Source organism: Kothea flammea, from assembly GCF_052161645.1.
GTDB lineage: Bacteria > Planctomycetota > Planctomycetia > Pirellulales > Pirellulaceae > Laterigemmans.
This window is the reverse complement of sequence record NZ_CP197414.1, coordinates 4,946,478-4,960,000: the sequence shown is the minus strand read 5'-3', so window position 1 is coordinate 4,960,000 and position 13,523 is coordinate 4,946,478. Positions and strand designations below refer to the sequence as shown.

Genomic DNA, 13,523 nt, shown 5'->3' with positions numbered 1-13,523 from the left:
TATTTTCTTGAAATCAACTCGTCCGGCCATCCGTGACTGGCCAGAGTGTGGCCCCTGTGGCGAATGGAAAGCGAGACTAGCAGGTCGTTTATCTAGGCCGCCCAATCACCACCTGGGTAAACATCGCATTCCGGTTGCTGTCGCCAGCATTCTCTCGATGGGGCTATTACCAGGGATCGGTAAGCAAATATCTAGAGCTGCGTGAGCAGAGATCCGCTGCGAAGAGATCCGCGGAGAAGGGAGTTGCGGAGAAGGGAGTTGCGGAGAAGGGAGTTGCGGAGAAGGGAGTTGCGGAGAAGGGAGTTGCGGAGAAGGGAGTTGCGGAGAAGGGAGTTGCGGAGAAGGGAGTTGCGGAGAAGGGAGTTGCGGAGAAGGGAGTTGCGGAGAAGGGAGTTGCGGAGAAGGGAGTTGCGGAGAAGGGAGTTGCGGAGAAGGGAGTTGCGGAGAAGGGAGTTGCGGAGAAGGGAGTTGCGGAGAAGGGAGTTGCGGAGAAGGGAGTTGCGGAGAAGGGAGTTGCGGAGAAGGGAGTTGCGGAGAAGGGAGTTGCGGAGAAGGGAGTTGCGGAGAAGGGAGTTGCGGAGAAGGGAGTTGCGGAGAAGCTTTTCCTTCGCCTTTGCCCCTCATTCGGTACCGTTGGTGCTATTCGAGATTACCTTGGGTGAGCTCATGCAGGGCGTTCGCCAGCGGTTTTTTTCCTTTTCCGTCACAGCCCTTGAGGCGGGCGCAAGTGCGTAATTTACGCACTTTCTGTTGCCCTCTACGGTCCACGCTCGCTGCTTGGGCGAAGCATTTTGAAGAACTTTTCAAAAGTTTGCCTTCCAGTTGTTGACGCGGACCGCTGCGGGCTCTATCTTTCCCATCCCTGACAGCAGCCAAGCGAGTGACACGGCCAACTGGCAACGGTCGCGAGCGGGTGACTGTTAGGAAATTTTCTGAGGTGAGCAGCGTAGTTGCTCGCTGCGGAATATCGATCTTTGACAATTTGGTTGTTGGGTAAAAAGCATCTAAGAGCACCACAAGTTTGTGGCCTCTGGTGAAAGCCAGTGGTTGCAATCGGGTGAAACTCTGTGAGAGCGTCACGCAGCTGTTTGGCGAGGCCGCTTCTGATCTGCTAGGTAAGGCAAGCTTTGGTTTGCTTACGCTCGGTGGTGTTAGAGGTGGTTAAAAAGACAGCTGTTAGAATGAGACTGCAAGGATTCTTGTTTGGCCCTGAGGAGTTTGGCTCAAATTGAGTTAGGCATGCGAGGGGGCAAGCGAATTTATCGTTGATGGTTCATCGTGATCGAGGATAAGTTGGTATTCAGTATTTAAGTGTCCGGCGAGTTCAAGATTGTGATGGTCAAACTATCAAGGGCACATGGGGGATGTCTTGGCGTCAAAAGGCGATGAAGGGCGTGGAAGTCTGCGAAAAGCTTGGGGGAGTTGACAAACGAGCGATGATCCCGAGATTCCCGAACAGATTCCTACTGAATACATAGGTAGGAAATCGCAAACCCGGTGAACTGAAACATCTAAGTAACCGGAGGAAGAGAAAGAAAAATCGATTCCGTCAGTAGCGGCGAGCGAAATCGGAATAGCCCAAACCGTGGGGGTTTCCTCTGCGGGGTTGTAGGGTCTTTCATTGTGAAGTTACCAAGCGGACGATTAGTGGAACATTCTGGGAAGTTTGACCATAGAGGGTGACAGGCCCGTACGCGAAAATCGATCCGCCTTCCGAAAGATACCTGAGTAGGTCCAGGCACGTGAAACCTGGACTGAATCCACGGGGACCATCCCGTAAGGCTAAATACTCTTTGACGACCGATAGCGAACCAGTAGGGTGATTGAAAGATGAGAAGAACCCCTGCTAGGGGAGGAATGTGAACCTGAAACCATGTGCTTACAAGCGGTCGGAGCCCTATGGCTTTTGCCACGGGTGACGGCGTGCCTTTTGCATAATGATCCGGCGAGTTACGGTAGGTGGCCTGGTTAAGACCTTACGGGTCGTAGCCCAAGGGAAACCGAGTCTGAATAGGGCGACAATTGTCACATGCCGTAGACGCGAAACCTGTGTGAACTACCCATGAGCAGGTTGAAGCGCGGGTTAAACTGCGTGGAGGACCGAACCCACTTGGGTTGAAAACCGAGGGGATGACTTGTGGGGAGGACTGAAAGTGTAATCAAACCAGGAGATAGCTCGTTCTCTCCGAAATATCTTGAGGGATAGCCTCGAGCCACTATGTCACGGGGGTAGAGATACTGAATCGGATGGGGGCCCTTCCCGGGGTACCCCACTGAACCAAACTCCGAATACCGTGATAACTATCTCGGGAGTCAGTCCACGGGGGATAAGCTCCGTGGTCGAGAGGGAAACAACCCAGATCGCCTGCTAAGGTCCCCAAATTGTACTTAGTCACTAAGGAAGTTGAATTGCTTAGACAGCCGGGATGTTGGCTTAGAAGCAGCCACCATTTAAAAAGTGCGTAACAGCTTACCGGTCGAGCAATTCTGCGCCGATAATGAACGGGAGTAAGTGCAATACCGAAGCAGCGGGTTCTAGTTTTTAACTAGAGCGGTAGGAGAGCGCCGATGGTCAGATACAAGCCGTACTGTAAAGAGCGGTGTCGGGGCCATCGGGTGATTATGCCGGAATGAGTAACGATAAAGCAGGTGAGAATCCTGCTCGCCGAAAGCCTAAGGTTTCCTGGGGAAGGTAAATCCGCCCAGGGTTAGCCGGTACCTTAGTCGAGGCCGAAAGGCGTAGACGATGGATAGCGGGTCAATATTCCCGCGCTAGGTGTGTGGAGCGATGGAGGGACGGCATCCGAAAAGCATGCGGACGATTAGAAATGTCCGTTGCTCCGGTCCAAGAATAGGGGTTGGCAAATCCGCCCCATAAACGTTCAAGGACCGGAGCTAACAGCATTCAAGTTCTGGATGATGTTGGAAGGATGTCCAAGAAAAGCTTCTAAGCTTTGAAGCACACTTAACCGTACTAAAACTGACACAGGTAGGTGAGACGAGTAGTCTAAGGCGCTCGGGAGAACGGTGGTTAAGGAACTCTGCAAAATGGCCCCGTAAGTTCGCGATAAGGGGCGCCCACGAGAGTGGGCCACAGAAAATCGGCTCTAGCGACTGTTTATCAAAAACACAGGTCTCTGCTAACACGCAAGTGGATGTATAGAGACTGACGCCTGCCCGGTGCCGGTAGGTTAAGGAAGAGGGTTAGCCTCACGGCGAAGCTCGCAACCGAAGCCCCGGTAAACGGCGGCCCTAACTATGAGGGTCCTAAGGTAGCGAAGTTCCTTGTCGGGTAAGTTCCGACCTGCATGAAAGGCGTAACGACTGGAGCACTGTCTCAACCACCGACCCGGTGAAATTGTAGTTGTGGTGAAGATGCCACATACCCGCGGTTAGACGGAAAGACCCCGTGAACCTTTACTGTAGGCTGATATTGGGTTGAGGTATGTCTTGTGTAGGATAGCTGGGAGACTATGAAGCGGGCACGCTAGTGTCTGTGGAGTCGTTGTTGAAATACCAGCCTGGTCATGCTTTAATTCTAACTTCGATCCCGTGAATCCGGGCGAAGGACAGTGTCAGTCGGGCAGTTTGACTGGGGCGGTCTCCTCCCAAAGAGTAACGGAGGAGTGCAATGGTACACTCAGCCTGGTCGGTAATCAGGCGAAGAGCGTAAAGGTAGAAGTGTGCTTGACTGCGAGAGATATAACTCGAGCAGGTGCGAAAGCAGGTCTTAGTGATCCGGTGGTCCCGAATGGAAGGGCCATCGCTCATCAGATAAAAGGTACTCCGGGGATAACAGGCTTATCGCCACCGAGCGTCCACAGCGGCGTGGCGGTTTGGCACCTCGATGTCGGCTCATCACATCCTGGGGGTGTAGAAGCTCCCAAGGGTTTGGCTGTTCGCCAATGAAAGTGGTACGTGAGCTGGGTTCAGACCGTCGTGAGACAGGTCGGTCCCTATCTGCCGTGGGCGTTCGAAACTTGAAGGGGTTCAACTTTAGTACGAGAGGATTTAGTTGGACGAAGCTCTGGTGTCCCAGTTGTCGCGCTAGCGGCACGGCTGGATAGCTAACTTCGGAAAGGATAAACGCTGAAAGCATCTAAGCGTGAAGCCCTCCCTGAGATTAGGTTTCGTAGTCGCAAGACGAGAGCCCCCTGGAAGACTACCAGGTTGATAGGCTGGACGTGTAAGCACGGTAACGTGTTGAGCTAACCAGTACTAACGGGCGAATGTTTGACCATCACTATCTTGCACTCGTGGTTCAAGCTTGATCGCTTGATCCCGCTCTCACAACCGCTTATTTACCCAACAACACGGCTCATGGCGTGCGAAATATCTCGCCATGAGTCTTTCCGGTGAACATATCGGAAAGGCCACACCTGTTCCCATCCCGAACACAGAAGTTAAGCTTTCCGAGCCGATGATAGTGCATACCAGCGTGAAAGTAGGTACCGCCGGATTTTAAAAAACCCACTTGGTCGCAAGACCAAGTGGGTTTTTTTATTCCCTCAACACGGAAGGCCAGTCGGCCCCGCGATTGACCCGCTTGAAAGATCATGCCTATCTTCAGCTAGCTTCCTGCACCGCACCGGCGTCGATTGGCGTGTGATTAGCGGGCAAGTCTTTCCCGTTCGATGGCGAGAGTTTGTTCCGCAGTGGCTGCTCCCGAGAACGAGTAGCTTCAGGGAATATTTCAGTCGGATGGGTTGAGGTCGCTTGGTGTTTGCGGCGGAGTTTGCCCGCTAACCACGGAAATGGGCGCCAATGAACGCGAATCGAGAACGCCTGCCGATCGCCAATCATTTTTCTGCCCCTCATTCGCGCCCCCATCAAACTACCTGGCTCCGTTTTCGGCTGCCACGGTTGCTCCCTTTTAGACTGCCATCTCCGCCAATGAACGCGAATGGATATTCCTACCGATCACCAATCATTTTTCTGGTCTTCGTTCGCGCCCATTAGCGGTGATTAGCGGACAATTCTTTTCCGATCGATGGTCAGAGTTCGTTCCGGCGCGATTGCTCCCGCCAGCAGATGGCCTTGTGGGAATATTCCGGTCGGATGGGCTGGGGACGCTGGCGGCTCGCGGTGTGGTCTGCCCGCGAATGGCGCGAATGAACGCGGATGAAAAATACCCTACCGATCACCAATCATTCTTCTGCTCTTCATTCGCGTCGATTAGCGGGCCTACCTTTGCGGGTCTCAGAGTTATGATTCACCCGAATAAGTCAGATTAAGCACGCGAGGGATAAGTGCTGCATTCGTTTTCAGGCTTTAGATTGCCTGCGCTGCCTGCTTTCGTTGTCTTTTCTCGCCTGCGATTTTCCGCCAGGTTAGAGTAGCGGCGGCAAATGACAGTAACAGCCAAGTGCCCGGTTCGGGTACTGCTTGCAGTGAACCGTGCCACGCTAGCCCAAAATCGGTCACACCATCTCCGCTGATCTGCAGCGTATACATGCCGGCGGCTAAATTTTGCAAATATAGGTACTCAACGTTGTCCACGGAACTCAGACTGGCATCGACTAGCGTCCCCAAAAATGAATCGCTGGAGTCATAAAAATGCAAATCTAGATTCGCCAAGCTGGTTTCCGGATCGAAAATCGCCGGGTCTGGATTCAAATCATTAACTTGCAGATTCCAATTCAGCGATATCGACAACTCGTCCAATACAAACCCCGAGTCGACTTCGAATTTAAAAAACAGGGTATCAGCTGCCGTAATTTCTTCGACGTAACTCCAGCCACTTAAACCGACGGCAAAGGTGGGGGCAGCGATTGCGGGGGCGACCGGACCAGCTTGCAGGATCTGATAACTGTTGTAGATGTTCAGCTCGCCGGCGCCGAAAACTTCGTCCAGCGGTCGCGTTGTCGTGCGATCCCAGGAGGGGAACTCGGCTTTGGTGGCCCCAGCCATCAGGATTGCCCGCATCGTTTCGCTGCGTGTTGCTGCGGTGCCTTGTCCCGCCTCGTAGAGTATCGCTGCCGCGGAAGCCACCGTGGGAGTCGCCAGACTGCTGTTGGTCGCCGGGGCGACAATGTCGGGCTTGACGCGTCCCGCACCGTTAATCGTGGTTAAACCCGACCCGTGGTTGCCGCTGGTGCGACCGACAATCATGGCGTTGTATCCGTTGCCCATGACGTCGGGCACGCCATTATTGTTGTTTGAGGTTCCCCCCAGCATCAACACGTCCGATTTGTCGACGACGTAATCGATCCGGTTGAGCAGATCGATGGCTTCGTTGTTGTCAGTAAAGTTACCAATCCAGCTATTATTTTGAATTTGATAATTTGGTAATTGAGGATCGGCGCCGGAGTCAGCACCGAGTACCCGGTCGACCCAATCATCGGCCTGATAGAGAGTGACTTGCGTGACACCAGCCGAGATGCTCGAGGTGTTGCCGACAAAGCGACGCGTCACGTTGTTGGCGTGACCGGAGGTACCCTGCGGACCATTGCTGGCGTCGACCAGCGTTTTGCCGGAAAACTCCGGGTCGTCAAAGTTTGGTAGGTAGCGATTGTTAACAAAAGCCTCGGCGATAGCGACTTCAACACCGCTGCCATCTTCCAAAGCCTCCCCACGCTCTGCCAGCAAAGTGTCGTAACCGATTTCAGTGCGGTACTGAGCGGTCGCTTGCTGGCAGAACAAAACACTCCACAGCAACATCGTCGTTGGCGGCAGCACGCCGGGGCAGCTTCGCCGACGAGCTAAAAAAGCCCCAAGCTCCCGAGCAATTCGGAGGGGGGCAGTTAAATCGACGATGTTGGCGGGGGCTGGGGAAAACAAGGTTTACTCCTGATCAGCTTCTGCCTCGCTGGCGTAAATTAGTTGCGGAGTCTTCGCTGGGTTTTCAGCAATCTCCGCAGTCAGCACCTCCACGGCTTTGGCTAGCTGGCGATCTTCACCGGCCGGCAGTTCCCCAGGCAGCGGCCAGACAACGTGATCAGGCAAGGCGCCGTTGAGCTCCATGTCGAGTCCCGTGTCGGCCACAAACCAGCCACGGAATGGCATTCGCATGGTTCCCAGATCGGTGATGCCAACGCTACCGGTGCTGATCACACCGCCGGCAGTTTGCACGCCGACCAGTTTTCCACGGCCGAGCTGCTTGATGGCGTGGGAGAAAATTTCGGCATTGCTGTAACTGTTTTGATTGCAGAGGACGACAATCGGTTTTTGCCAAACGGCGTAAACCATGCGGCTTTGCGGATATCCGGGGCCACCGCCACGGGGAACGGTGATGGCGTGGCGGGGCTGAGTGAGCGCGGTCAGCAACAGATCGGTGGTCGATCCACCCCCGTTATCACGAACATCGATCACCAATGCTTCGCGACCGTAACCGACGCGATAGAGCTGTCGCTCGAACTCATAAAAGCTGGGCATATTCATACCTCGGATGTGCAGATAGCCGAATCGATCGTCGCTCAAATCGGCGACCATTTGGCGATTGTGCTCCAGCCAGTGTTCGTACAGCAGCCCCCGCGCGGCCCCGAAAGAAATAGGCCGGATTGTCACTTGGATTTCCTCGACGTCAGCTGCCGCTTCTCGCTTTCGCTGCACATCCAGTTTGATGTCACGATCGAGACGACCGTTGAGCACCAGAGTCAGGTCCATGGCGGGATCGACGGCCACGCCGTCAATGCGAGTAATCACATCTCCCGCCTGCAAGGAGCTATCGACGCGATCGGCTGGACCATTCATCAAGACATCGCGGACCAGCAGTCCGGGGCCGGCGAAATCACCATCAAATCGGACTCCCAAATGGGCCGTGGTATCAGTCCATTCCAGCCGCGAGGATGAGCCCGAGCGGCGCGGGGAAAAGCCATTATGGGAACCATTTAGCTCGCCCAGCATCAGCTGCACCACCTCGGCAAACGTCGACTCATCGCCGGCCGCCGCTGACATTTCAATGAACTTGCGTCGCACTTCCGCCCAGTTGCGGTTGGCGTGACGCGGGTCGTACCAGCGATCTCGCATCACCATCCAAGCGACTTCAAAGCCATCGCGGAAACGCTCGCTTCGCGACAAAACTTGCGGTGCGGAAAAACTATAGCGGTTGACCTTACCGTTGGGATCGACATGCACAGGCGAGTTGGAAACGATTCCCAGGATCCCCTTGGCGGCTTTGGTCCAGCGGGGGTTGGAAATTCGCTCCGAAGTCAAGCGTTTCGGAGTCAGCTCCGCGGGAAAGGTCACGGTGTATGTTCCGCGTTCCCCGTCGATCTCGGTGAAGAATGCCAGTTTGTCGCCCTCGGGAGACCAAAATAACCCGCCCTCAAAGGCGTTGCGGATGGAAATCCGCTCGATCCGTTCGGTAATATTTTCGAAATCGATTTGCGTCGCTTCGGGCTGCTGCTCCTTGTCCGCTTGTTCGCCGTCGGCGGTATCGGCTTGGACCTCTGCGTCGTCGCCACTCGCTGGTTCATCGCCCGTGGGTGCATCGGAAACCGGTTGGTCCTTGCTGGCTTTTTCCTTGCGATTCTTTTGCATTTTCTGCAAAGCTTCATCCAGCTTCCGCTGGCGACGCGTGCGTTGCGATTCTTCGTCTTGCAGCCACACGTAGTGAATATCGACTTCGGTATCGATGCGCCGGGCGGTAAAAGCCAATAGTTTTCCGTCCGGTGAGAATCGCGGACTGCGATCATCATCGGGGTGTTGAGAAATGTTGTGCGGTTCCGCGGAACCATCTGATCGGCGAATCCAGATTTCGCTGTTGAAATCGTCATCCGTTTCCGCGTAGGCGACCCATTGGCCACACGGAGAAACGTCGTAGTCGGGTGCCGAGAAGGCGTTGGTCAACTGGATCGGCACTTCGTCGCTGTCGATCGTGCGACGATGTAAGCTGCCCAAATCACGGACGTAGTAGAGGTGGTCTCCTTGTGGTGAGATCCGCAGATCGGATTCGACGTTGGGGTCGTCGGTGATCTGAGTCCAGCGATAATCGCCCGGTTGCCACCAGTAAGCGGCTTCGTCCAATTTCTCGACTTTCCAGATATCGACTTGGCCATCACGCTTGGCAACCGTGTACACGGCTTGATTGTCAGGCCCAAATACTGGAGAGGATTCAAAAGAGCCGGTTTCGGTGAGCCGGACTGGTTCTTGCAATTCTGTGTCCATGGCCCAGAGATCACCACCGGCGGCGACGATCATTTCCAAGCCGTCTTCGGTAAAAGCGACTTCATCCGCTTCGTCGAGCGTGCGACGCAATTCGTCTGGATCGACATTGGGATCGCCGGCATAGGTGAACTCAATTTTCTTGGGAGTTTCGTCTTTGCCAGGCTGGAAGCGATAGAGATCAAAGAGGTGTCGAAAGACGATTAAATTTTTGTTCCGCGCGATCGCGGGGAAGACGATTGAGTCATCCTCAAAACCGGTGATTCGCGTCTGCACACCTACTTCTTCGGACGAACCGGGGAGACGGTAACGCCACAGATCGAACCCGTGGCTGTCCCCTTTGGTAAAGAAGAAGGACTTGCCGTTGCGGTTCCACAGCGGCCAACGGCAACCAATCCCTTCGTGCAATAATTCAGTGAACTCGGCCGATTCGAGATCGAGCATCCAGATTTGAGCGGCGCGTTCACCTTTGTAACCTTTTCGCCACCAACGTTCTCCTTCGCGAACCAAGAGCACGCGGTTACCCTCACGATCGATTGACGCTCCGGCGACTGTGGCATTAGCCAACACGACATCGGCGCGTCGTTGCTCGACGTTGACCTTCAGCAACCGCTCGGCACCTCGCCAAAAATGGTCCCGTGATCCGCTGGCCAATAGGTACTTGCCGTCGGGGAACCAGTCATGAATTGAATAGCCTTCGCTGTGGAAGGTGACTTGGCGAGGCGTCCCGCCGGTTGCGGGAACGAGATAGATTTGATTTGAGCCTGTGCGATTGCTAACAAAAGCGACCGTCTCGCCATCAGGTGAAAAATGTGGCTGTCGATCATTTCCGGGGTCGGTCGTCAGCCTGCGAGCTGTTCCGCCGGAGGAGTCAGCAACCCACACATCACTCCGCCAAGTGAAGGCAATTTGCGAACCATCGGGAGATAGATTGGGGTCGCTGACCATCCGTATTGGTTCTTCAGCGAGACCCCAAGACGGACTGAGCAGCAGCAAACAAAATAGCATGGCGGAGCGGTGCATCATGACTCTAGGCTGGTGTATTGAGTGCTGTGGCAAATAATCAGTGAGCATTGCTCACTGATCTTCGTTCGATTCGCGGCCAAAGGCAACCATTTACCAGCAAAATGACTAGACGATCATGTAACCTTCTTCGCCATGATCGGAGACATCCAAACCGCGACGTTCATCTTCACCGGTGACTCGTAAGCCAACCAAGATGCGAACAAGGACCAGCAGCAGGTAAGTACCCACCACGGAGATCAGGATGGTCACGCCGACGGCCGCTAATTGGCCCCACATTAAGCTCCAATTGCCATCGATCCCGCCCACAGGGTTGCCGTCGGCCATGTTGTTAACCGCTCGCGTGGCGAACACGCCGGTTAAAATCGCTCCGACGGTGCCGCCAATACCATGAATCCCAAAAGCATCGAGGGCGTCGTCGTAGCGACAAATCCATTTCAGCCACGCGCAGGCCCAATAGCAAACGATCCCGGCGATCGAGCCGATGAGCAGGGCCGACATCGGACCGACAAATCCGGCAGCCGGCGTGATGCAGACCAATCCGGCGACGGCCCCGCTGCAAGCACCGAGTACGGTCGGTTTGCCGTTGAGAACGCGTTCGAACAGTGCCCAAGTGACCGCCCCGGCAGCTGCCGAAAAATGAGTCGCACAGAAGGCGCTGGTGGCTAAACCATCAGCGGCCAGCGCGCTGCCGGCGTTGAAGCCGAACCAGCCAAACCATAGCATGGCCGCGCCGACGACGGTGTAAGTTAAGTTGTGAGGCGGCAACGGTTCCCGTCCAAAGCCCATGCGGGGACCAACCAAATAGGCCGCCACTAACGCCGAAAAGCCGCTGCTGATGTGGACCACGGTTCCGCCGGCGAAATCGAGTGCTCCGCCGTATAACGCGCCTTCCGCTCCGTAAAAAAGAAACCCGTTATCGTTCCAAACCATGTGGGCCAGCGGGCAATAGATAAAAGTGCCCCAGAGAATCGAAAACAACACGATCGCCGAAAACTTCATCCGCTCAGCAAAAGCTCCGCAGATCAGGGCCGGGGTGATGATGAAAAACATTCCTTGGAACAACATGAACGTCATCGCTGGAATGCCACCCCGCATCGGCGTCACTGACTGACCCAGCACCGCATTCCACTCCCGCGGAATCCCCCGCAAAAACAAATGCTCAATCGTGCCGAAGAAGGGATTGCCTTGGCCAAAGGCCAGCGAATATCCGTAAATCGCCCATAAGATTGTCATCAGCCCCATCAAGAAGAAGCACTGCATGAGCACGCTGAGCACATTCTTGCGGCGAACCAAACCACCGTAAAACAACGCCAAGCCGGGGGCCGTCATGAATAGAACCATCGCCGAGGCCACCATCATCCAGCTGTTGTTGGCCGCCATCTCACCGTAATCAGCAGTCTCCGCGTAAGCAGCAGGCTGCTCCTCCGGCACGTAATTTAACTCTTCCTCAGTCATGGGTTTAAACATCATGCCCTGCCACGCATAACACGGGGCGCCGCTGAACATGAATAGCAGCATGCCACAAAGTAGCAAGACCGGTCGGATCATCTGCAAATCCCAATCGCAAGAGTAAGTGAAAGCCTAACAATAAAATCAAACGGTACCGCCGTCCCGCATAGAATAGCCGATCTCGAACCGGAAAAAACTCTCTTCGCAATTTCCCAGCGCGTATACTGAGTTGCGGTCCCGTCAAAACCTCAAATTGTGGTGCTGACAAGCTTGGACCGCCGCAGCGCCCCTGAGCTTACTTTCCATCGCCCGTTTCTCAAGAGGCCTCGGAATGTCTTCCGTGCATAAAATAACGGTTTCTCGCATCGCCGGCAGTTTCGTATTGCTGGCTAGCTTTGTCGGGTGGCAAATGTCCACCGCTGAGGCCAAAGACTATTTTTTGACGATTGGTGGCGGGTATGCGCCGCACGGCAACCAAGCCTCGATGGAAGCGAATGTGCTATTTTTCCATTCGCTGGTCGAGTCTCGCGAGGGGGACAAACCTTTCGAACATCGGATTTTTTTTGCCGACGGCAGTGACCCCGAAGCCGACGTGCAGACAGCCTCGCACCCCGGCGGTGAAACCGTTGTGCGATCGTTACTCGGCTCGCTATTTGACTGGAAGTTCGATCAGGTCGAATATCGTGATCACGACATTCCCAACATTGCCGGCAGCAACCAGCCCGATGAAATTCGCCTCGGTTTTGAAGAGGTCGTCAAGTCGCTGACCAGTGACGATCGTTTTTTTGTCTACGTGACAGCGCATGGCGGCCCAGCCAAAACCAAAAACGATTTTGACACCAAAATTCATTGCTGGAATCGGAGTTCCATTCGTGCTTCGGAATTCGCCGACTGGCTCGACGAAGTGCCCCAAGATGTGCCGGTAATCATGGTGATGGCCCAGTGCTACTGCGGTGGCTACGCCCACACCATTTTCTCCGGCGGAAAAGAAGAGCGGGGGTTGGCTGCCGGGCTGCGGTGCGGCTTTTTCGCTCAACAGCACAATCTACCCGCAGCCGGATGTCGGCCCGATATCTCCAACGATCGCGAATACAGTAGCTATTTCTGGGGTGCAATTTGCGGTCAATCGCGCAACGGCCAACCGATCGTCGATGTCGACCGGGATGGCGATGGCCAAGTCTCCTTCGCCGAAGCGCACATCTACGCCGTCTTGGTTGGTGAGACGATCGATATTCCGCTTCGCTGTAGCGATGCCCTGCTGAGATCCTTCAGTCGCACGAAACCGAATAAAGACGAATCGCAGCAAGCGGATGGGAAAGACGCTGAAGCGACGGACGCAAACGACGAGAATAATGTCGCGGCAGCTCCCGCAGCGGCCGAATTCGCAGCGGTCGAACTGGTTACGGCCAGCGGTTCGCTCGGCGATTTGGTGGCCATAGCCGACTTCGTCAACGCTGAAATCGTCCGCGGTTTGGCAACTCAACTCGGCCTGTCGTTGGACACCCCGGTCGCCGAAATTGAACAACAATTGAAGAGATCGCAACGCGAGCGGCGGCTGAATCGTCGCCGTGGCGGAGCCGATCGCCGGCGGTTCCGAGAACTCGAAGGAGAATTGCGGGACGCCATTGTCGAGCATTGGCCTGAAATTGAAAAAGTGGAAAAACTGCAAGAGTTGGCCGGGGTGGGATTGAGCCTCGACGATTTGGAGCAAGAAATCCCCAACTGGGAACTGTTTAAGGACTTTGCCGAGCGATTTGCGGATCAAACGGAGCGAAAAGCCGAATCGAATCGCTCGGAGCTGGAACAAGTCCAGCTGAAACGCTTGCTACAATCTGTCGAGTCCATTGCGCTGGCGAATAATTTGCCCATTTTTGCTGACCCCGCGGTGGTGCAGCGTTATCAGCAGATGTTAGCTTTGGAACGCACCAATTTGTAAGAGCCTA

General features: G+C 54.9%; 6 protein-coding genes and 2 rRNA genes. 4 read left to right on the top strand and 4 right to left on the bottom strand.

Translation table 11 applies throughout. From position 1 onward, the window contains the following. Window positions 1-134: 134 nt before the first annotated feature. The gene (locus SH139x_RS18580; RefSeq protein WP_488351265.1) at window positions 135-662 is read left to right on the top strand and encodes a histone H1-like repetitive region-containing protein; all 528 of its coding nucleotides are present in this window, start codon (window positions 135-137) and stop codon (window positions 660-662) included. On the opposite strand, the gene SH139x_RS18575 is transcribed toward SH139x_RS18580, so the two are convergent. Next, the gene (locus SH139x_RS18575) at window positions 640-1,053 is read right to left on the bottom strand and encodes a hypothetical protein (RefSeq protein ID WP_488351264.1); all 414 of its coding nucleotides are present in this window, start codon (window positions 1,051-1,053) and stop codon (window positions 640-642) included. The two genes, SH139x_RS18580 and SH139x_RS18575, sit on opposite strands and share 23 nt — an antisense overlap. A gap of 284 nt (window positions 1,054-1,337) precedes the next feature. Between SH139x_RS18575 and SH139x_RS18570 the strand changes: the two genes are divergently transcribed. Beyond that, window positions 1,338-4,241, top strand: a 23S ribosomal RNA gene (locus SH139x_RS18570). Window positions 4,242-4,351: 110 nt separating this feature from the next. Continuing rightward, window positions 4,352-4,460: ribosomal RNA gene (gene rrf / locus SH139x_RS18565) — 5S ribosomal RNA — on the top strand. An 811-nt stretch (window positions 4,461-5,271) separates the two neighbouring features. Here the strand turns inward: rrf and SH139x_RS18560 are convergent. From SH139x_RS18560 to SH139x_RS18550, 3 genes are all read right to left on the bottom strand, one after another. Continuing rightward, entirely contained in the window at window positions 5,272-6,780 is a 1,509-nt protein-coding gene (locus SH139x_RS18560) for a PEP-CTERM sorting domain-containing protein (protein ID WP_488351263.1), read from the bottom strand. Window positions 6,781-6,783: 3 nt separating this feature from the next. Beyond that, window positions 6,784-10,131, bottom strand: a complete 3,348-nt coding sequence (locus SH139x_RS18555; RefSeq protein ID WP_488351262.1) for a S41 family peptidase — start codon at window positions 10,129-10,131, stop codon at window positions 6,784-6,786. 105 nt (window positions 10,132-10,236) lie between these two features. After that, window positions 10,237-11,601: an ammonium transporter gene (locus SH139x_RS18550; RefSeq protein ID WP_488351261.1), complete on the bottom strand. Its 1,365-nt coding sequence runs from the start codon at window positions 11,599-11,601 to the stop codon at window positions 10,237-10,239. A gap of 310 nt (window positions 11,602-11,911) precedes the next feature. Here SH139x_RS18550 and SH139x_RS18545 point away from each other — a divergent pair, with 310 nt between their 5' ends. After that, window positions 11,912-13,516 (top strand): hypothetical protein, encoded by a 1,605-nt coding sequence (locus SH139x_RS18545; protein WP_488351260.1) that lies wholly within the window; start codon window positions 11,912-11,914, stop codon window positions 13,514-13,516. The last annotated feature ends 7 nt before the right edge of the window (window positions 13,517-13,523 follow it).